Annotated in this window: 16 protein-coding genes and 1 pseudogene; 11 read left to right on the forward strand and 6 right to left on the reverse strand. The window is 70.5% G+C overall.

Features of this window, described 5'->3' with window-relative positions:
* Nucleotides 1-11: 11 nt before the first annotated feature.
* Nucleotides 12-1,637, reverse strand: a complete 1,626-nt coding sequence (locus tag WT26_RS28370) for a rhodanese-related sulfurtransferase (protein ID WP_069274498.1) — start codon at nt 1,635-1,637, stop codon at nt 12-14.
* 55 nt (nt 1,638-1,692) lie between these two features.
* Nucleotides 1,693-2,259 carry a cysteine dioxygenase gene (locus WT26_RS28375; RefSeq protein WP_069274499.1) on the reverse strand — a complete coding sequence of 189 codons (567 nt, stop codon included), beginning with the start codon at nt 2,257-2,259 and terminating at the stop codon, nt 1,693-1,695.
* 62 nt (nt 2,260-2,321) lie between these two features.
* Between WT26_RS28375 and WT26_RS28380 the strand changes: the two genes are divergently transcribed.
* On the forward strand, nt 2,322-3,239 hold the full coding sequence (locus WT26_RS28380) for a LysR family transcriptional regulator (protein ID WP_069274500.1): 918 nt from the start codon (nt 2,322-2,324) through the stop codon (nt 3,237-3,239).
* 49 nt (nt 3,240-3,288) lie between these two features.
* On the opposite strand, the gene WT26_RS28385 is transcribed toward WT26_RS28380, so the two are convergent.
* Nucleotides 3,289-4,617, reverse strand: coding sequence for an acyl-CoA dehydrogenase family protein (locus WT26_RS28385; protein ID WP_069275174.1), 1,329 nt, complete (start codon nt 4,615-4,617; stop codon nt 3,289-3,291).
* Nucleotides 4,618-4,821: 204 nt separating this feature from the next.
* On the opposite strand from WT26_RS28385, the gene WT26_RS28390 reads away from it, so the two are divergent.
* The 8 genes and pseudogenes from WT26_RS28390 to WT26_RS28425 all read left to right on the forward strand — a co-directional run bounded on the left by WT26_RS28390 (nt 4,822) and on the right by WT26_RS28425 (nt 12,938).
* Nucleotides 4,822-5,907 carry an LLM class flavin-dependent oxidoreductase gene (locus WT26_RS28390; RefSeq protein WP_069274501.1) on the forward strand — a complete coding sequence of 362 codons (1,086 nt, stop codon included), beginning with the start codon at nt 4,822-4,824 and terminating at the stop codon, nt 5,905-5,907.
* Between the two features lie 22 nt (nt 5,908-5,929).
* Complete coding sequence (locus WT26_RS28395) at nt 5,930-6,769, forward strand: class II aldolase/adducin family protein (protein WP_059666679.1); 840 nt, start codon at nt 5,930-5,932, stop codon at nt 6,767-6,769.
* Nucleotides 6,770-6,806: 37 nt separating this feature from the next.
* Nucleotides 6,807-7,847 (forward strand): ABC transporter substrate-binding protein, encoded by a 1,041-nt coding sequence (locus tag WT26_RS28400; protein ID WP_069274502.1) that lies wholly within the window; start codon nt 6,807-6,809, stop codon nt 7,845-7,847.
* 4 nt (nt 7,848-7,851) lie between these two features.
* Nucleotides 7,852-8,949 (forward strand): ABC transporter permease, encoded by a 1,098-nt coding sequence (locus WT26_RS28405; RefSeq protein ID WP_069275175.1) that lies wholly within the window; start codon nt 7,852-7,854, stop codon nt 8,947-8,949.
* Nucleotides 8,943-9,770, forward strand: a complete 828-nt coding sequence (locus WT26_RS28410; protein ID WP_069274503.1) for an ABC transporter ATP-binding protein — start codon at nt 8,943-8,945, stop codon at nt 9,768-9,770. The genes WT26_RS28405 and WT26_RS28410 overlap by 7 nt, the downstream gene beginning before the upstream one ends.
* Nucleotides 9,771-9,805: 35 nt before the next feature.
* Nucleotides 9,806-10,987, forward strand: a complete 1,182-nt coding sequence (locus tag WT26_RS28415; protein ID WP_069274504.1) for a c-type cytochrome — start codon at nt 9,806-9,808, stop codon at nt 10,985-10,987.
* Between the two features lie 52 nt (nt 10,988-11,039).
* The gene (locus WT26_RS28420) at nt 11,040-11,996 is read left to right on the forward strand and encodes an ABC transporter substrate-binding protein (protein WP_069274505.1); all 957 of its coding nucleotides are present in this window, start codon (nt 11,040-11,042) and stop codon (nt 11,994-11,996) included.
* 77 nt (nt 11,997-12,073) lie between these two features.
* A pseudogene (locus WT26_RS28425) lies at nt 12,074-12,938 on the forward strand (MOSC domain-containing protein).
* 28 nt (nt 12,939-12,966) lie between these two features.
* On the opposite strand, the gene WT26_RS28430 reads toward WT26_RS28425, so the two are convergent.
* The 3 genes from WT26_RS28430 to WT26_RS28440 all read right to left on the reverse strand — a co-directional run bounded on the left by WT26_RS28430 (nt 12,967) and on the right by WT26_RS28440 (nt 16,360).
* Nucleotides 12,967-14,373, reverse strand: a complete 1,407-nt coding sequence (locus WT26_RS28430) for a sensor histidine kinase (RefSeq protein ID WP_069274506.1) — start codon at nt 14,371-14,373, stop codon at nt 12,967-12,969.
* Nucleotides 14,370-15,041 carry a response regulator gene (locus tag WT26_RS28435; protein ID WP_069274507.1) on the reverse strand — a complete coding sequence of 224 codons (672 nt, stop codon included), beginning with the start codon at nt 15,039-15,041 and terminating at the stop codon, nt 14,370-14,372. Before WT26_RS28435 ends, WT26_RS28430 begins: the two co-directional genes overlap by 4 nt.
* Nucleotides 15,042-15,127: 86 nt before the next feature.
* Complete coding sequence (locus WT26_RS28440; RefSeq protein ID WP_069274508.1) at nt 15,128-16,360, reverse strand: multidrug effflux MFS transporter; 1,233 nt, start codon at nt 16,358-16,360, stop codon at nt 15,128-15,130.
* A 104-nt stretch (nt 16,361-16,464) separates the two neighbouring features.
* Here WT26_RS28440 and WT26_RS28445 point away from each other — a divergent pair, with 104 nt between their 5' ends.
* Complete coding sequence (locus tag WT26_RS28445; protein WP_069274509.1) at nt 16,465-17,961, forward strand: PLP-dependent aminotransferase family protein; 1,497 nt, start codon at nt 16,465-16,467, stop codon at nt 17,959-17,961.
* Between the two features lie 103 nt (nt 17,962-18,064).
* Complete coding sequence (locus tag WT26_RS28450; RefSeq protein WP_069274510.1) at nt 18,065-19,153, forward strand: ABC transporter substrate-binding protein; 1,089 nt, start codon at nt 18,065-18,067, stop codon at nt 19,151-19,153.
* The last annotated feature ends 88 nt before the right edge of the window (nt 19,154-19,241 follow it).

Raw genomic sequence — 19,241 nt, forward strand, 5'->3', positions numbered from 1 at the left:
GCCACCGTGCGTCAGATCACGTTGAAGTGGTGCGTGCCGTCCCGCTTCAACTGGTCGACCAGCCCGTATTCCCAGTCGAGATACGCCTGCATCGCGGCCGCCGCGTTGTCGGTGCCTTCGTACGGGCGCCGGTAGCGGTCGACGCGCGGCGAGGCGAGATGCGTCTCGCCGCTTTCGAGCGGCAGCCCGGCGTCGATCCACGCCGCGGTGCCGCCGGCCAGCACCACGATCTGCGCCGACGCGGGCAGCAGCGCACGCGCGTCGTCCGCCGCAAAACGCGCGAGCAGGCTCGACCCGCACGTGAACACATAACGCTTCGCGGCCGGAATCGCCGCGAGCGCGTCGCGCAGCTGCGCACGCACGGCGAACCACGCGCCCGGGATATGGCGCTTCACGTAGTTCGCGCTGGCCGTCACGTCGACGATCGCCAGCTCGCCGGGCGCCGCCTCCTTCAGCCAGCCCGCGAGCGTCGCGGGCGATACCTCCGCCACGGCCGGCGTCGCCGGCACGTCGCGCGGCGGCTGGCCGCGCTCGCCGAAAGCGGCCGCGCCGGCCGGCTCGACGACACGCACGTCCCAGCCCATCTGCGCGAGCCACGACGCGGTCATGTCGGCGCGCACGCCGTCGTCGTCGGCGAGCACGATCCGCGCGCCGCGCACGGCCGCATGATGGTCGGTCTCCTGCACGAGCTGGCCGCCCGGCGTGCTCAGGAAACCCGGCAGGTGGCCGGCTTCGTATTCCTCCGGCGTGCGCACGTCGAAGCGGTACAGCGTGCGGCCCGGTTCGTCGAGCGCGGCGACGTCGGCGAGCGCGATGCGCGGCACGCCCGCGCGTTCGGCCACCGCGCGCGCGGCGCGGCGCGCTTCGTCGCGCTGCGTCGCGTCGATGTCGTCCGGAAAGCGCCGCGCGGCACCCCGCTCGAGCGTCTGGCCCGCGAGCGTCCAGCCGATCGTGCCGTTGCGCAGCGCCGCGACCGGATTCGGCAGCCCCGCGTTGACGAGCGACTGCGTGCCGATGATGCTGCGCGTGCGGCCCGCGCAGTTGACGACGACCTGCGTCGCCGGGTTCGGCGCGAGCGCGCGCACGCGCAGCACGAGTTCCGCGCCGGGCACGCTCGTCGAGGTCGGGATGTTCATCGTCTGGTATTCGTCGAAACGGCGCGCGTCGACGATCACGACATCGGCCTGCGCGTCGATCAGCGCCTGCACCTCCTGCGCGGACAGCGACGGCGTATGCCGCTCGGCCTCGACCCATTCGCCGAACGACTTGCTCGGCACGTTCACGTCGATGAACAGTTCGCCGCCCGCCGCGAGCCAGCCCGCGAGGCCGCCGTCGAGCAGCCGCACGTCGGTGTAGCCGAGTTGCGCGAGCTTCGCGGCCGCGCGCGGCGCGAGATCCTCGCCGCCCGCTTCGCCGAATACGACGATCGGCGTGTCGCGGCGCGGAATCCGCGTCCACGCGTCGAGTTCGAGTTTCGACAGCGGAAAGTTGGCGGCCCACAGCGGATGGCCCTGCGCGTACGGATCTTCCTCGCGTACGTCGATCAGTGCGATCTCGTCGCGGGCAAGCAGGCGCGCGCGCACATCCTGGTACGACGCGGCGGCGAAGCATTGGGGGGAATCAGCGGGTTGCGTCACGATGTCGGATGAAGTCGGTGAAAGAAGTGAATGGAATCCTCGGCCACGCGGCGCGTCACGCATTCGAATAGCCCGACACGAAGGGTTTCACGGTGCCGTCGTCCAGGTACACCGCACGCTCGACCTTGCCGATGTTCGCGCCGTACACGTGGATGCTGATCGATACCTGATCGGCGAACGCGTTGGTCACGCGATGGACGTCGCCGATGCGCGGCGACACGGCCTCGATCTCGCCCGGCGCGAGCCGGACCGCGTCGCCTGCCGGCGCCGGCCGCCCCTGCGCGTCGAACCGGTACGGCTGCGAGAATTCGCCGCCGCGCAGCATCCCGATCAGCCCCCACACCGTGTGGTTGTGGATCGGCGTCGTCTGGCCGGGCCCCCACACGAAGCTGACGACCGAGAACCGCTCGTCCGGGTCGAGATGCAGCAGGTACTGCCGGTAGCGCGCGGGGTCGGGCTGCGCGAACGCGTCGGGCAACCAGTCGTCGTGTTCGACGAGGGCGGCGAGCAGCGCACCGCCCTCGTCGAGGATGCGCGCTTCGTCCGCGCCGGACGCGAGCAGCGCGCCCAGTCCGTCGACGAACGGACGCAGCGGCGTCTGATGCAACGAAAGCGTACTCATCGGCTGGCTCCTCGAATATGATGGATCGTCATGATGCACCCGAAAGACCATGCAGAACAAACATGAAAATTAGCGATATCGACGCTTTTGCAGCGGTCGTCCGCTGCCAGACCCTGAGCCAGGCCGCGGCCGAGCTCGGGATGACGCAGCCCGCGATCACGCGGCGCGTCCAGAATCTCGAGGAAGCGCTCGGCGTGACCCTGCTCGATCGCAACACGAAGCCGCCGCGCCCGACCGACATCGGCCGGCAGGTCTTCGAGCAGTGTCGCGCGATCCTGCGCGAAGTCGATGCGCTGCGCGAGCTGACGGCCGGCGAGCAGCCGCCCGCCGGCGAGTTCCGGATCGGGCTCACGCAGGGCCTCGGCGAACTGATGCTGCCCGCGCTGATCGCCGAACTCGCCGCGCAGTGGCCCGCGCTCGCGACGCAGGTCACGACCGCGTGGGGCGGCATGCTCGTCGAGCGCGTCGCCCGCCGCGAACTCGATGCGGCGCTCGTGTTCCTCGCGCGCGAGATGGTGCTGCCGGCACAGGTCGACGGCGAACGGCTGCTGGCCACGCGGCTCGTCGCGGTCGGCCGCAAGGGCGACTGGCCGCGCCGCAGCTACCGGCTCGCCGATTGCCACGCACATGGCTGGGTGCTCAATCCCGACGGCTGCGGCTTTCGCGCGGGCCTGCGGCGCGCGCTCGACGCGCAGGGCCTGCCGATGCCGGTCACGCTCGACACCTACGGCCGCGACCTGCAACTGCAGAGCGTCGCGAACGGCTTCGGCATCGGGCTGATGCCGCTGCCGCTCGTCGAAGGCAGCCCGCTGCGCGACGCGCTCGACATCGTGCCGCTCGCCGATTTCAAGCCGCACATCGATCTGTGGTTGCTGCGCCGGCACGATGCGGCCCGCTTCGGCGCGCCGCTCGCAGCGGTGGCCGAACAGGCGCTCGCCGCGTTCAGCCTGCCCGCGCACGCGAACGACAAGGCTGCGTAAGCTCACGCCCGGCCCGGCCATCTCGCCGGCAACGGCTGCCATGCGCGGCTTACGCGCCGCCGCGCCGCCGCGCACGCGCTTCCCGTTGCGCACCGCCTTCCGCCTCCCGCGCCGCGTCGAGCACCGCACGCCCCGCCGCCACCGCGATCGCGTCGTCCTGCGGCGTATGCACGCGACTGCACAGCACGTCGCGATAGTGGCGTTCGAGCGGATTGGCGCGGCTCAGCCCGTGATTGCCCGACAGCTTCAGCGCCTGCTCGACCGCACGGATCGCGTGCTCGGTCACGGTGCGCTTGACCAGTCCGCTCGTCGTCAGTGAGAGCGGCGCGCCGGCGTCGGCGCGCGCGATCGCGTCGTCGAGCAGCACGCGATTCGCGTGCAGCCAGCCCTCGATTTCGCCGACCGCTTCCTGCACGCGCGGCAGCGTCGCGAGCGGTGCGCCCAACCCGCTCGGCGCACGCGTCGTCACGAACCCGACCAGCCAGTCGCGCGACGCGCGCGCCACCGCGTCATACAGGCTGCCGAGCAGCGCGACCATCCACGCCTGCTGGTCGGCCTGCGCGTCGAGGTCCACGTGGCTCGCCGCCGACACGGCCCATGCGTCCGGTGCGCGTACGTCGACCGCGTAATCGGCCGGCAGCCGGACGTCGTCGAACACGACCTCGTGGCTGCCCGACGCACGCAGGCCGAGGTGATTCCAGCTTTCGATCACGCGGATGCGATCGCCGTCCGCATCGCGGTCGCGCGGCACCAGGAACACGCCGACCCGCGGCGCCGGTTCGTCGGTGCGCGCCCACACGGCCAGCCAGCGCAGCGCCGGAATCCCGGTGCTGTACAGCTTGTGGCCGGACAGCCGCCAGCCGTCGCCGTCGCGCCGTGCAACCGTTTCCGGCAGGCCGCCGCGCGACGGCGAACCGAGCGCGGGCTCGACCCGCAGCGCGTTGATCAGCGCACCGTGCGCGACCGCGCTGTCGAACACCGCGCGCCGCACCTGCGCGGGCCAGCGGTTGTCGGCCCGGCCGAGCGCGCGATGTTGCAGATAGGTCATCGTCAGCACCAGCGCGGTGGCCGGATCGGCCCGCGCGACGGCGGCGACGATCCGGCTCGCCTGTGCGAGCGTCGCACCGGCACCGCCATGCTCGCGCGGCACGACCTGCCCGATCAGCCCCGCGCGATGCAGCCGCGCGAAGTTCTCGTGCGGAAAACGGCCGTCGGCGTCGTTACGCGCCGCATCGGCGGCAAGTTCCGGCGCGAGGCGCTCGAGCAGCGCGGCAATGCGCGCGTCGGCGTAGCCGTCGGCGGCGGGCAGGTGCCGCAACGACAACGGCTGCAGCTGCGGCTGTAACGGTGGCGGGGAAACGGCAAGGCGGGCAGGCATCGAAACGGATTCCATCGAAAAGGAAAAGGCGCAAGCGGAGCGCGAACGCCAAGCGTAGGCGCGCCGCCCGATCGATCAAACCATGCAAATCTGATATTCAAATCGGGATTGATTATTTCCATCCCGCATGATCGCGACGTTAATCTGCGCTCCAGTCCGGCCCGTTGCCGGAGCCCTGTACCGGAAGACCCAGCGGAGACCCAGATGAGCGTCGAATTCATCGGCATGATCCAGAGCCAGAAGCAGTCGGAAATCCACCCGCCGTCCGGCCCGGCGGTCGATCCCGGCTACGTGCGCGACTTTGCCCGCGCCCACGAGACGGCCGGCTTCGACCGGATCCTCGTGCCGCATCACTCGACCGGCCCGTCGGCGACGCTGACGATCGCGTTCGCGGCGGCCGCGACCGAGCGCATCCACTTCATGCTCGCGCATCGCCCGGGCTTCACCGCGCCGACGCTCGCCGCGCGGCAGATCGCGACGCTCGACCAGTTCTGCCGCGGCCGGCTCGCCGTGCACTTCATCTCCGGCGGCTCGGACAGCGAGCAGCAGCGCGACGGCGATTTCCTCGACCATGACGCGCGTTATGCGCGCACCGACGAGTACCTCGGCATCCTGCGGCGGATCTGGACCGAGGCGCAGCCGTTCGATCACGACGGCGCGCATTACCGCTTCCGCCAGGGCTATTCCGACGTGCGGCCCCACCAGAAGCCGCATGTGCCGATCTATTTCGGCGGCGCATCGGAAGCCGCGCTCGCCGTGGCCGGCAAGCACGCGGACGTCTATGCGCTGTGGGGCGAATCGCTCGACCAGGTGCGCGACCTGACGACCCGCGTGCGCGCCGAAGCCGCGAAGCACGGCCGGCAGGTGCGTTTCTCCGTGTCGTTCCGCCCGATCCTCGCCGCGACCGAGGACGAAGCGTGGGCGCGTGCGCACCGCATCCTCGACGAAACACGCCGGCTGCGCGAAGCGGCCGGCCTCGGCGCCGGCGGCCCGCAGCAAAGCGAAGGCGCGCGCCGCCTGCTGGCCGCGGCCGAACGCGGTTCGCGCGTCGACAAGCGGCTGTGGACCGAGATCGCGAAGCTCACCGGCGCGCGTTCGAATTCGACGGCGCTGGTCGGCACGCCCGAACAGGTCGCCGATGCGCTGCTCGACTACTACGACCTCGGCGTCACGACGTTCCTGATCCGCGGCTTCGATCCGCTGGAAGATGCGATCGACTACGGCCGCGAACTGATTCCGCGCGTGCGCGGCGCCGTCGCCGCACGCGACGCGGCGCGCCGCGCGGCCTGACGCAACCCGGGAGACCCTGACGATGTCCGCCGTTCCGTCCGCACTCGAACGCACTGCGTCGGGCCTCGCGCTCGCCGCGTCGCCGCGCCAGCATTTCTGGTTCGATCCGCCCGCGCCGCGCATCGACGTCGCCGCCGAGCGCCGTCACCGTCAGGAGCGGCTCGCGGCCGCGTTCCGCGTGTTCGCACGCTTGGGCTTCGCACAGGGGCTCGCCGGCCACATCACCGCACGCGACCCCGAACTGCCCGACCACTTCTGGGTGAACCCGCTCGGCGTGCATTTCTCGCAGATCAAGGTGTCCGACCTGCTGCTCGTCAACGCGCGCGGCGAAACCGCGATCGGCACGCGGCCGCTGAACAAGGCCGCGTTCGCGATCCATGCGGCAATCCACGACGCGCATCCGCACATCGTCGCCGCCGCGCATACGCATTCGACGTACGGCAAGGCGTGGTCGACGCTCGGCCGTCCGCTCGATCCGCTCACGCAGGACGCGTGCGTGTTCTATGAAGACCACGCGCTGTTCGACGACTTCACGGGGATGGTCGTCGACACGAGCGAAGGCGCACGGATCGCCGATGCGCTTGCGAAACCGGACGGCACCACGCACAAGGGCGCGATCCTGAAGAACCACGGCATCCTGACCGCCGGCCCGACGGTCGAGGCCGCCGCATGGTGGTACATCGCGCTCGACAACGCCGCGCACACGCAGTTGCTGGCCGAGGCGGCCGGCACGCCGCAACCGATCGATCACGCCACCGCGCGCCACACGCACGGCCAGATCGGCGGCCCCGAGGGCGCGCTGCATGCGTTCGACAGCCTGTTCGCGCGCGTCGTCGCCGACGAACCCGACCTGCTCGACTGAGCGTCACGCATCACCCCGCACGACCGGAGACCTGCCGATGACACACCCCGCCGCCCCCGCGCCCAAGACGCACGATGCGCATGACGACCAGCGCCGCCGCCTGCTGCGCGCGGCCGGCGCCGCCGCGCTCGCCGCGCCCGCGCTCACGCTTGGCCGCAAGGCCTGGTCCGCGCCGCCGCTGAAGAAGCTCACGTTCGCGTGGAACCAGAACGCGTTCTGCCTGACGCCGATCGTCGTCGCGCAGGAGCGCGGCTTCTTCGAGAAGAACGGCCTGAAGGTCGAACTGATCAACTACAGCGGCTCGACCGACCAGTTGCTCGAATCGATTGCGACCGGCAAGGCCGATGCGGCGGTCGGGATGATCCACCGCTGGCTGAAGCCGCTCGAAGCCGGCTTCGACGTGAAGATCATCGGCAGCTCGCACGGCGGCTGCGTGCGGCTGCTCGGCGCGAAGGCAGCCGGCGTCACGACGCTGCAGGCGCTGAAGGGCAAGACGGTCGGCGTCAGCGACCTGGCCGCGCCCGGCAAGCATTTCTTCTCGATCCTGCTCGCGAAGAACGGGATCGATCCCGAGCGCGACATCACGTGGCGGCAGTATCCGGCCGACCTGCTCGGCGTCGCGGTCGACAAGGGCGAGATCCACGCGATCGCCGACGGCGACCCGAACCTCTACCTGCTCGAAAAGCGCAGCAACGGCGCGTATACCGAACTCGCGACGAACCTGTCCGGCGAATACGCACGCAAGGTCTGCTGCGTGATCGGCGCGCGCGGCGACCTCGTGCGCAACGACCGGCCGTCCGCCGCCGCACTCGCGCGCTCGATCGTGCAGGCCACCGAGTCCACGCACGACAACCCGAACGAAGCCGCGAAGGTGTTCGCGAAGTATTCGCCGAAGATCAGCCCCGAGGACCTGCGCAAGCTCTACGCGACGCTCACCTACACGCACCACCCGACCAACGTCGACCTGCAGCAGGAGATCGCGTTCTATGCGGACGATTTCCGCCGCATCAGCGTGCTGAAGAAGAGCACCGACCCGCAGCGCTTCGCGCAGCAGGTCTATGCGAACGTGCTTGGGTGACGCGATGTCGACGATCGAACAGGTTTCCGTGGCGCACGCCACGTCGGCTCCGGCCGGTACGCACGTCGCTGCGCCGGCATCCCGCGTCGCCTGCTCCACGTGCGAAACCGCCCAGGCGGCGGCCGAAGCGCGCCGCGCGCGCACCTGGCCGACCGGCATCGCCGCCGCGCTCGCCTGGGCCGCGCTCGGCGCCCTCACGCAGCTGTGGCCGAACCGCGTCGTCGGCTTCAGCGACTGGGCGTACACGGACACGTTCGGCACGGCCGCGTGGACGATCGCCGCGTGGCTGCTCGCGCTGGCGGCGCTCGGCCCGCGCCTGGCCGCGCTGCGCGCGCCGCTCGCGCGCGTGCGCCCGGCCGGCCCGTGGCTCGTCGCGCTGCCGCTCGTGCTCGCCGCGTGGGAAATCGTCACCGCGAAAACCGGCTGGCTGCCGACGCCGTTCTTCGCGCCGCCGCAGGCCCTGATCGAGGTCTACGTCGACGACTGGCCGCGCCTCCTCGGCAGCGCCGGCAACACGCTGAAGCTGCTCGCGCTCGGCTTTGCGTACGGCGTCGCGGTCGGTTTCGCGGTCGGCGTGTCGATCGGCTGGTCGCGCCGGATCGGCTACTGGGTGCATCCGGTGCTGCGCGTGCTCGGCCCCGTGCCGGCCACCGCGCTGTTGCCGCTCACGTTCTACTTCTTCCCGTCGAGCTATTCCGCCGCCGCGTTCCTGATCGCGCTCGCCACCGGCTTCCCGGTCGCGGTGCTGACGTGGTCCGGCGTCGCGAGCGTCAACAAGCAGTATTACGACGTCGCCCGCACGCTCGGCGCGAACGCGCGCTTCCTCGTGCTGCGCGTCGCGATTCCGGCCGCGCTGCCGCACGTGTTCGTCGGCATCTTCATGGGGCTGAGCGCATCGTTCACGGTGCTGGTCGTCGCCGAGATGATGGGCGTCAAGTCCGGGCTCGGCTGGTACCTGAGCTGGGCGCAGGGCTGGGCATCGTACGTGAACATGTATGCGGCGCTGATCGTGATGGCGCTGCTGTTTTCCGGGCTGATCGCGCTGCTGTTCGCGGTGCGCGACCGCGTGCTCGCGTGGCAGAAAGGAACCGTCAAATGGTGAGCGCCGCCGTACTCGAATCGTCCGCTTCCGCTTCGCCCGCCGCGTCTGCCGTCACGGCGCCGCGCGGCGCGCGCATCGACATCCGCCGCGTGAGCCATGCGTTCGACGGCCCCGGCGGCCCGCTGCCCGTGCTCGACGACGTCACGCTGTCGGTCGCGGCCGGCGAATTCGTCGCGCTGCTCGGCCCGAGCGGCTGCGGGAAATCGACGCTGCTGCGCCTCGTCGCGGGCCTCGACGCCGCGCGGCAGGGCGGAATCGCGCAGGACGGCGTGCCGATCGAGCAACCCGATCCGTCGCGCATCGTCGTGTTCCAGGACCCGACGCTGTACCCGTGGCGGCGGGTGCGCGCGAACGTCGCGCTCGGCCTCGAGGCGCGCGGCGTGGCGCGGGTGTCGTCGCAGCATCGCGTCGACGATGCGCTCGCGCGCGTCGGCCTGCAGGAATTCTCGAACGTGTTCCCGCATCAGCTTTCCGGCGGGATGGCGCAGCGGGTCGCGCTGGCCCGCGCGCTCGTCAACGATCCGCGCCTGCTGATTCTCGACGAGCCGCTCGGCAAGCTCGATTCGCTCACCCGGCTCACGATGCAGGCCGAACTCACCGCACTGTGGCAACGCGACGGTTTCTCTGCGTTGCTCGTCACGCACGATGTCGAGGAAGCGCTGTTCCTCGCGCAGCGCGTGATCGTGTTCGGGCCGCGTCCCGCGCGGATCGTCGCCGAGTTGCGCGTCGAGCTGCCCTATCCGCGCCATCGCGGCGACCCGCGCCTCGCCGAGCTGCGTCACGACGCGTTGCGGCATCTCGGGCTCGATGCGAGCTGGTAGATGCGCGGCGCCGCATTGCCCGGGGCGCGCCGCCGATGAGCGCGCCGCCGTTCCCCGAATGGTCGCTCGCGTTCCTGCAAGCGCTGTATCGACTGCAATCGACTTTCGCACGGCTGCTGCACGCCGTCGGCCTGAGCGCCGATGCGGACGGCCAGGCCGCGTGGCCATGGACGCGGCGGATCGCGATCGAGACGCTGCGCATCGATGCGGGCCTGACGCGGCAGCTCGCGATCGCGTTCGGGCTGGTAACGCTCGCAGCAATGCTCGCGTTCATCGCGCTTGTTTCGCGCAGGCATCGCATCGTCGCGCTGGGCGCGGCGCTGCTCGCCGCATGGTGCGCGCCGTGGCCGCCGGCCGCGCTGTGGCTTTCGCCCGCCGTGCCGACGAGTTTCCAGCGCGATCCCGCGCCGTTTTCGGTGGCGAGCGTGGTGCATGGCGCGCGACTGTACGACCGTCATTGCGCGGCGTGCCACGGCGCCGACGGGCGCGGCGAAGGGCCGCTCGCCGCGTCGCTCGCGCACTGGCCGCCGACCTTCGCCGGCACGCTGCTCGCCCGCCGCCTCGACGGCGAGCTGGCCTGGCGCGTGCGGCACGGGATGCGCGATGCGCACGGCGCCGAATCGATGCCCGGCTTCGCCGCGACGCTCGGGCCCCGCGACACCTGGGCCGTGCTCGGCTACCTGAAAGCGCTCGCCGCGGGCAGCGGCGCGCAGGCGAAAGGCGCGTGGCCCGTGCCCGTCCCGCTGCCGGCGCTCGACGTGCGCTGCGGCGGGCAGCCCGCGACGCTGCCGCTCGATCGCTGGCGCGCAGGCCAGCGCGTGCGGGTCGTCGCGCTCTCGCGCGGCGCGCCGCCGCCGGCCGAGGACGCGCGCTGGCAGACGCTCGTGGTCGCGCAGGAACCGGCCGCCGTCCCGGCCGTCGCAGGGCGGGCGGATTGCGTCGCCGCGACGCCCGGCGCGTGGCTGGCTTTCGCGACGATCGCGGGGACGCCGCCCGATGCGCTCGGCGGCACGCAGCTCCTCGCCGATCGCCGCGGCTGGCTGCGGGCGCGCGCGTTGCCGGGCAGCGCGGGCTGGTCGGATGCCGACCTGCTGTGCAGCGCGTCCGATCCCACGCGTTCCGCCGCGCCGGCCGCCGGCGGCGATCCGCTGACCGCGCTGCTGCTGCGCGTCGACACGGAGCCCGTGCGCGACGTACAGGCCGGACTCCCGCATTGACGAGCGCGCCACCGCCGCGACCGGACTCCTTCCCGACTGACCGAGCCCCACGATGAATCCGACCCGACGCCATTTCCTGACCCAAGCCGCTGCCTGCGCAACGCTCGCCGCGGCCCCGGCCACCCTGCGCGCGCAATCGGGCACGCGGCCGCTGCTGCGCGCGGGCGACCAGAAAGGCGGGCTGCGCGCGCTGCTGGAAGCAGCCGGCGAACTGAACGGCCTGGCGTACGACATCGCGTGGACCGAGTTCCCGGCCGCCGCGCCGCTCGCCGAAGCGCTCAATGCGGCCGCCGTCGACTGCGGGCCGATCGGCGACGCGCCGGTGATCTTCGCGCTCGCGTCGGGCGCACGCATCAAGGTGATCGGCGCGAACCGCTCCGACCCGTACGGCACTGCCGTCGTCGTGCGGCCGGACGCGCCGCTGAAGACCGCCGCCGACCTCAAGGGCAGGCGCATCGGCACCACGCGCGGCTCGATCGGGCATTTCGTCACGCTGAAGGCGCTCGACGCGGCCGGCCTGCCTCCCGACGCCGTTTCGTTCCGCTTCCTGCCGCCGGCCGATACGATGCTTGCGCTCGCAACCGGTTCGATCGATGCGTGGGCGACCTGGGAGCCCTATACCGCACTCGCGGAAACGAGCGGGCGCGCGCGCGTGCTCGTCAGCGGCCGCGGGCTGTGGTCCGGCCTGAGCTACATCGCGGCGACCGACGCGGCGATCGCGTCCAGGCGCGACGTGCTGCACGATTTCCTGCGGCGCGTCGTGCGCGCGCAGGCATGGTCGTACCGGCATGCCGACGCGTATTCGGCGGCGCTCGCGCGCATCATCGGCATTCCGCCGGCAGCCGCGAAGCTGCAGTTCGAGCGCCGCAACACGCGCTGGTTGCCGATCGACGCGACGGTCGTCGCCGAACAGCAGCGCACCGCCGACTTCTACCTGAAGGCGGGGCTGCTGCGCCAGCCGCTCGACGTGCGTACCACGTTCGATCGCGGCTTTCCGCTGCCGGCCTGACGAGGTTGCGCCAACGTGCAACAAAGCGATCTGGCACAATCGCGCTTTGACTTTCCCCGTCGGTCGAAGCCAGCACCATGCCAGCCATCGCCGAACTCTTCGTCTATCCGATCAAATCCTGCGCCGGCATCGCGCTGCGCCGCGCGCTGCTGCTCGACACCGGGCTCGCATACGACCGTCACTGGATGGTGACCGACCCGGCCGGCGAGATGATCACGCAGCGCACGCACCCACGCCTCGCGCTCGTGCAGCCCGCATTCGACGGCGACGCGCTGGTGCTGAACGCACCCGGCATGCCCGAGCTGCGCACGCCGCTCGATGGCGAAGCGTCGGCGCAAACGCCGAAAATGGCCGCGACCGTGTGGCGCGACACCGTCGATGCGATCGACACGGGCGCTGAAACGGCCGTCTGGCTCACCGAATTCCTCGCCACGCCCGCGAAGCTCGCGCGCTTCGCGCCCGACGCGCGCCGCGGCTGCAACCGTAAATGGACCGGCGAGATCGATACGCACACGCTTCGCGGACGGCTACCCGCTGCTCGTGATCGGCCAGTCGTCGCTCGACGACCTGAACGCGCGGCTCACCGCCAAGGGTGCACCGGCGATTCCGATGAACCGCTTCCGGCCGAACATCGTGGTGTCGGATCTCGATGCGTACGAAGAGGATTTCGTCGAGCACCTCGACGCCGACGGCGACACGCCGGTGCGGCTGCGTTTCGTGAAGCCGTGCACGCGCTGCCCGATGCCGACGATCGACCAGGTCACCGGCGCGCCCGATCCCGCGTGGCCGCACGAGCCGACCGACACGATGCAGACCTATCGCGCGAACCCGAACTTCGGCGGCGAGCTGACGTTCGGCATCAACGCGATCGTCGTGCGCGGCGCGGGGCGTTTTCTCGAAGTCGGCCAGTCGCTGGAAGCGGAGATCGGGTTCGGCGACTGAAGGCGGATGCTGCCCGGCGGGCCCCCCGCTACGCCACCTCGCGCAGCACGGGCAGCGTCACGGTGACGATCAACCCGCCGCCCGCCGCATCACTCAGCGCGACCCTCCCCTGATGCACGCGCGCGATCTCTCGCACGATCGACAGCCCGAGCCCCGTCCCTTCGACCGTCTGCGTCTTGCTGCCGCGATGGAAGCGCTCGAACACCGCGTCGCGCTCGTCCGCCGGCACGCCCGGCCCGTTGTCGATCACGTCGAGCCGCGCATGCGCCCCTTCGCGCGACACGCGTACGGTAATCACCGCCCGATCGCCCGCATAACGGATCGCGTTGTCGATCAGGTTGCCGATCATCTCGCCGAGCAGGTCGGGTTGCCCGTGCACGTCGACGTCGGCCTCGTGCTCGAAGCCGAGATCGATGTCGCGCGCGCGTGCGACCGGCGACCAGTCGAGCGTCACGCTGCGCGCGAGCCGGTGCAGCGCGACCGGCTGGTGGGCAACCGCGTGGCCGCTGTCCGAATCGAGCCGCGACAGCGACAGCAGTTGCTGGACGATCTTCGCGGCCTGCCGCACCGCGCCGTTCGCGCGCCGCAGGTGCCCGCTCGCGCGCGGCTGCTCGTCGGGCCGCAGCGCGAGCTCGACGCCCGCCTGCACGGCCGCGAGCGGCGTCTTCAGTTGATGGGCCGCGTCCGCGAAGAAGCGGCGACGCGCGACCTGCATCCGCTGCGTGCGGCCGATGTACTGGTTGATCGACTCGACGAGCGGCGCGAGTTCGCTCGGCATCGCGCCGGTATCAAGCGGCGTCGTATCGTCCTCGCTGCGCGCGGCGACCGTCGCCGACAACCGGTTCAGCGGCCGCAGCCCGCGCCCGACGCCGAGCCACACGATGCCGAGCGCCAGCACGACGAGCAGCCCTTCCTGCAGCAGCGACCCGACGAGGATCTCGCGTGCGAGCGCCTGGCGCGCCTCGATCGTCTCGCCGACCATCACCCACACGATGCGCGACTGCGCGGTCGGCACGTCGTGCACCGGGATGCGCAGCGCGGCCATCCGCAATTGCTCGCCGCGATAGATGACGTCGTAGTGGCGCGTGACGAACAGCGCGCCGTCACCCGCGTCCCGCCCTTGCGGCAGCGGCAGGTCCGGGTAGCCGGTGACCGTGTGTCCGTTGTCCTCGCGGATCAGGTAGTAGACCTTGCCGCCGTCGCTCGATTCGAGCATTTCGAGCGCGAGATACGGCAGGTCGACCTCGATCTCGCCGTCGTTGAGCCGCACGCCTTCGCGGATCGACTTCAGCGACGACGACAGCGTGCGGTCGAACGCGACGTGCGCGGCGTTCATCGCGCGCTGGTACGTGAGCCACGAGTCGAGCGCGAGCAGGCCGAGCAGCGGCAGCAGCAACCACAGCGCGACCTGCGTGCGCAGGTTCGGCCGCGTCATTCAGCCTTCGCCTCGAGCAGATAGCCGAGCCCGCGCAGCGTGACGATCGCGACCCCCGTGTTCTCGAGCTTCTTGCGCAGCCGGTATACGTAGATCTCGATCGCATCGGCGTTGACCGACTCGTCGAGCCCGAAAATCTTCTCCGACAGCGTTTCCTTGTTGATCGCACGGCCGTTGCGCAGGATCAGCACCTCGAGCACCGAGCGCTCGCGCGGCGTGAGCGACAGCGGCTCGCCCGCGAGATGGAAGCTGCGGTCGATGCTGTCGTACGAAAGCGGCCCGCATTCGACCCGCGAATGCTCGTGGCCGAGGCTGCGGCGGATCAGCGCGCGGGCGCGCGCCTCCAGTTCGGTCAGCTCGAACGGCTTCGCGAGATAGTCGTCGGCGCCGAGATCGAGCCCCTTCACGCGATCCTCGACCGATCCGTGCGCGGTCAGGATCAGCACCGGCACCGGATTGCGCCGCGCGCGCAGCCGCCGCAGCACCTCCAGCCCGTCGAGCTTCGGCAGCCCGAGATCGAGGATCACCAGCGCGTAATCCTGCGTGCGCAGCACGTGGTCGGCCGCCTCGCCGTCGGCCATGTGATCGACCGCGAAGCGCGCCGCGCTCAGCGCGTCGCTCAGCGACTGGGCGAGGTTCGGATTGTCTTCGACGAGCAGCACACGCATGGGGATTCCGGTAAGGTCAGCGACAGGCCGCTACATTACATGATCCTTTCCATCGCGACGCCTCGCGGAAACACCGGTATCGCGCGTCAGCCGGCCGCCTCCGCCTTCTCCGCATCGGCGCCGCCGGCCGGCCCGGCGTTGCGCTCGCGCAGGCCGACCACCACCGCCAGGAACGCGACGCTCGCCCCGGCCGTGACGACGATCATCGGGCGCGCGGTGCCGTCCGACAGCCACGCCAGCACGCCGCCGCACGCGGCCGTGATCGCCATCTGGATAAAGAAGAACAGCCCGGACGCCGTCCCGGCGATCGTCGTGTACGGCTGCATCACCGCGAACTGGCAGGCCGGGATCGCGATCCCGACGGCGAGCATCACGAAGAACATCGGGACGACGATGGCCGCGGCGGACGCGGGCGCGATGGCGCCACCGGCCCACAGCATGACGGCCCCGGCCACGTTGATGCAGGCCGCCGCCGCGATCACTGAATCGGCTTTCCATCGGCCGCTGCTGCGCCGGAACACGCTCGATCCGATCAGGTAGCCGAGCACGGTCAGGCCGAAGATCGCGGCATATACCGGGCCGGATACGCCTCGCTGCCGCTGGAACAGCGTCGACGATTCCGCGATGAACGGGTAGTACGTGCAGTACGCGAAACTGATCGCGAGCGAGTAGCGCAGGAAACGGCGCTCGCGCAGCAGGCCCGCGTAGGTCCGCAGGAGCCCCGTGCCCGGCGCCGGCCGCGCGTCGCTTTCGCGGGTCTCCGGCAGGTAGCGCAGCACCATCGCCGCCGCGACGAGCCCCCCTGCCGCGAGCCACGCGAACACGCCGCGCCATCCGAGCCACTCGGCCAGCACGCTGCCGGCCAGCGGCGCAATCACGGGCGACAGCGCCATGCCGGCCGAGATCCGGCCCAGCATCGTGGCCTGCATCGCGGCCGGGAAGCGCTCGCGCACGATCACCCGCCCGACCACCGTGCCGCAGCAGCCGCCCAATGCCTGGAAGATGCGTGCGGCGACGATCGCCGCGATGCCGGTCGAGCACGCGCAGGCGACGCTCGCGACCACGTAGACGCACAGGCCGCCGATCAGGACGGGGCGACGGCCGTAACGGTCGGACAACGGCCCCGACACCAGCATCGACAGCGCATAACCGGCCATGTAGAGGGTCAGCGTGAGCTGCAACTGCGCGTCGGTGCCGTGCAGCGCATCGGCCATCGCAGGCAGCGACGGCAGGTACGCGTCGATCGTGACGCGCGGCAGGCACACGACGAGCATCAACAGGAACAGCCAGCCCCACTGGGGCAACGAGCGGGTCTTCATACGGCGTATCCATCTCCAGCAGTTTCGGAATGTCACCGGCAAGAATCTAGGGGGAAAGTGATATAAGCTGAAGGGCCATTAAATTCGACACTGACTGGACCACTATGGCGCGAGGCAAAGCCGCGATTCCGCTCGATCTGCCGTGCCCTGCCGGGCTGTCCACGGGCAATCCGCAGTCGAAGCAGGAGTGCATCGCCGACGCACTGCGCGAAGCGATCCTGAAACGCCTGCTCCCCGGCGACAGCCCGCTCCCGTCCAGCCGCACCCTCGCGGCACGCTGGGGTGTCGCCCGGGGAACCGTCGAAGCGGCGTACGACCGGCTGTGCTCGGAGGGCTACATCGCCCGCGCGCAGGGGTCGGGATCGCGGGTATGCGCGGTGGTGCCGGACAGCTACCTGCGCGCGGCCGCGCAGTCGCGGGAGAGCGGCCCCCGCCCCTCCGTCGCGGCCCCCGAGCCGGCAGCAGCGGCCGACACGGCCGCGCCGGAACATGCGGTGCGCCCGGGCGTCCCGTTCGTCGCGCGGCTTGCCGACCCCGGCCTGCTGCCGATGCAGCAATGGAAGAAGGCGCTCGGGGCCAGCCTGCTTGCCGCGACGGCGAACGACCTCGGGGCGACGCCGGCGCAGGGCGTCGAGAGCCTGCGCGACGAAATCGCCGCCTACCTGCGCGAATATCGCGGCATCCCGTGCAGCGCCGTCGACATCTTCATCACGACCGGCATCCGGCATTCGATCGACCTCGTCGCGCGCACGCTGCTCACGCCCGGCTCGACGGTGCTGATGGAGGACCCCGGTTACGCGTCGGCCTGGCAGATCTTCACGATCGCGGGCGCAACCGTGATCGACGTGCCGGTCGATCGGGAAGGCATCGACACCGCGTCGCTGGACCGGTTTCCCGATGCGCGCGCGGCCTACGTGACGCCCGCCCACCAGGCGCCGCTCGGCGTCACGATGTCGGTGTCGCGCCGGCTCGAACTGCTCGACTGGGCGCAGCGCAACCGCGCGTGGATCGTCGAAGACGACTACGACGGCGAATTCAGCTACCAGACCGCCCCGCTGCCCGCGCTGAAATCGCTCGACGCGTGCGATCGCGTGATCTACTGCGGCTCGTTCAACAAGACGCTGTTCTCGGGGCTGCGCATCGGTTTCATGGTCGTGCCGGCGGCACTGCGGCCGGCGCTGTCGGCCGTGTGGCACGCGACCGCGCGCTCGGTCGGCGTGGCGCCCCAGCTGGCGCTGGCCCGCTTCATCGCGCACGGCGATTTTGCGAAGCACCTGCGCGCCGCGCGTCACGCCTACCGCCAGCGGCGCGACATCGTGCTCGACCAGTTGGCGAAACACGCCGGCGGACGGTACGCGGTGTCCGGCGAACACGCGGGCTTTCATTTCGTGCTGTGGCTGCCGCCCGGGACGGACGACGCGTCGTACGTCGCGCGGGCCCAGGCTGCCGGCGTGTCGCTGCAGCCAATCCGCGGATTCTGCCGCAGCGCCGAACTCGCGGCGGGCGTGATCGTCGGCTACGCGGCGTTGACCGCCGCGCAGGCGCGGCATGGCGGCCGGCTGCTCGCCAGGCTGCTCGCGCCGACCTCGGGAAATCCATGACACGAACGACGCGATTGTGAACCGAAATGAAAGCGGGCTGAAAGTGCGCCGCAATTAACATCCGCGTCATTCGAACAACACCTAGACGTAACTGGAGGAAGACATGCCGTTTGCACCGAAGCACCTCGCCGCCATCCTGTCGATCGTTGCCGGCGCCGCCTGGGCGCAGGTTCCGGCCGGGTATCCGGGGAGTTACCAGGGCGTGATCGACGCCGCGAAGAAGGAAGGCAAGCTGATCGTCTACTCGACGACCGATACGGGCCTCGTGCGCCCGCTGATCAAGGACTTCGAAAGCCTGTACGGCGTGAAGGTCGAGTACAACGACATGAACAGCACCGAGCTGTACAACCGCTACATCAGCGAGAACGCGGCGAGCAGCACCAGCGCCGACGTGCTGTGGAGCTCGGCGATGGACCTGCAGGTCAAGCTCGTCAACGACGGCCTGATGGCGTCGTACGATTCGCCCGAAAGCCCGAACGTGCCGCAATGGGCCCAATACCAGAAGCAGGCGTACGGCACGACGTTCGAGCCGCTCGCGATCGTCTACAACAAGCGCCTGATCCCCGAAAACGAAGTACCGAAGACGCGCGCCGAGCTGATCAAGCTGATCGGGTCGCAACCGGACAGGTTCAAGGGCAAGCTCACGACGTACGACGTCGAGAAATCCGGCGTCGGCTTCAACGCGCTGACGCAGGACGCGCACCTGAACGAGAAGGTCACGTGGGAACTCGTGAAGGCGATCGGCGCGACGGGCCCGAAGCTGCAGTCGAGCACCGGCGCGATGATGGAGCGCATCTCGTCGGGCGAGAACCTGATCGGCTACAACATCATCGGTTCGTATGCATACGCGAAGGCGAAGAAGGACAAATCGATCGGCTATGTGTTTCCGAAGGACTACACGCAGATCGTGAGCCGCCTCGCCACCATCTCGAAGAAGGCGAAGAACCCGAACGCCGCGAAGCTGTGGGTGGACTACCTGCTGTCGAAGCGCGGCCAGACCATCATCGCGAACCAGGCGAACCTGTACGCGATCCGCACCGACGTGACCGGCGAGACGTCGGCCGCGAGCCTCACGAAGGAACTCGGCGATTCGCTGAAGCCGATCCAGATCGGCACCGGCCTGCTCGTCTACCTGGACCAGTCGAAGCGGCTCGCGTTCCTGAAGCAATGGCAGCAGGCGATCAAGAGCTGATCGCCGCATAGCGCGTCGCCCCCGCTTCGCGGGCGACGCGCCCCCCTTCCCGACGACTCTCTTGATGCGGCCCGCGGGCCGCAGGGGC

It is taken from the genome of Burkholderia cepacia (genome assembly GCF_001718835.1).
GTDB classification, from domain to species: Bacteria; Pseudomonadota; Gammaproteobacteria; order Burkholderiales; family Burkholderiaceae; genus Burkholderia; species Burkholderia cepacia_F.

What these genes read in the sequence shown, in the direction of transcription:
- WT26_RS28450 (WP_069274510.1), top strand. Translation starts at nt 18,065, where the DNA reads ATGCCGTTTGCACCGAAGCACCTCGCCGCCATCCTGTCGATCGTTGCC.
- WT26_RS28435 (WP_069274507.1), bottom strand. Translation starts at nt 15,041, where the DNA reads ATGCGTGTGCTGCTCGTCGAAGACAATCCGAACCTCGCCCAGTCGCTG.
- WT26_RS28410 (WP_069274503.1), top strand. Translation starts at nt 8,943, where the DNA reads ATGGTGAGCGCCGCCGTACTCGAATCGTCCGCTTCCGCTTCGCCCGCC.
- WT26_RS28405 (WP_069275175.1), top strand. Translation starts at nt 7,852, where the DNA reads ATGTCGACGATCGAACAGGTTTCCGTGGCGCACGCCACGTCGGCTCCG.
- WT26_RS28400 (WP_069274502.1), top strand. Translation starts at nt 6,807, where the DNA reads ATGACACACCCCGCCGCCCCCGCGCCCAAGACGCACGATGCGCATGAC.
- WT26_RS28445 (WP_069274509.1), top strand. Translation starts at nt 16,465, where the DNA reads ATGGCGCGAGGCAAAGCCGCGATTCCGCTCGATCTGCCGTGCCCTGCC.
- WT26_RS28390 (WP_069274501.1), top strand. Translation starts at nt 4,822, where the DNA reads ATGAGCGTCGAATTCATCGGCATGATCCAGAGCCAGAAGCAGTCGGAA.
- WT26_RS28415 (WP_069274504.1), top strand. Translation starts at nt 9,806, where the DNA reads ATGAGCGCGCCGCCGTTCCCCGAATGGTCGCTCGCGTTCCTGCAAGCG.
- WT26_RS28375 (WP_069274499.1), bottom strand. Translation starts at nt 2,259, where the DNA reads ATGAGTACGCTTTCGTTGCATCAGACGCCGCTGCGTCCGTTCGTCGAC.
- WT26_RS28420 (WP_069274505.1), top strand. Translation starts at nt 11,040, where the DNA reads ATGAATCCGACCCGACGCCATTTCCTGACCCAAGCCGCTGCCTGCGCA.
- WT26_RS28380 (WP_069274500.1), top strand. Translation starts at nt 2,322, where the DNA reads ATGAAAATTAGCGATATCGACGCTTTTGCAGCGGTCGTCCGCTGCCAG.
- WT26_RS28430 (WP_069274506.1), bottom strand. Translation starts at nt 14,373, where the DNA reads ATGACGCGGCCGAACCTGCGCACGCAGGTCGCGCTGTGGTTGCTGCTG.
- WT26_RS28385 (WP_069275174.1), bottom strand. Translation starts at nt 4,617, where the DNA reads ATGCCTGCCCGCCTTGCCGTTTCCCCGCCACCGTTACAGCCGCAGCTG.
- WT26_RS28395 (WP_059666679.1), top strand. Translation starts at nt 5,930, where the DNA reads ATGTCCGCCGTTCCGTCCGCACTCGAACGCACTGCGTCGGGCCTCGCG.
- WT26_RS28440 (WP_069274508.1), bottom strand. Translation starts at nt 16,360, where the DNA reads ATGAAGACCCGCTCGTTGCCCCAGTGGGGCTGGCTGTTCCTGTTGATG.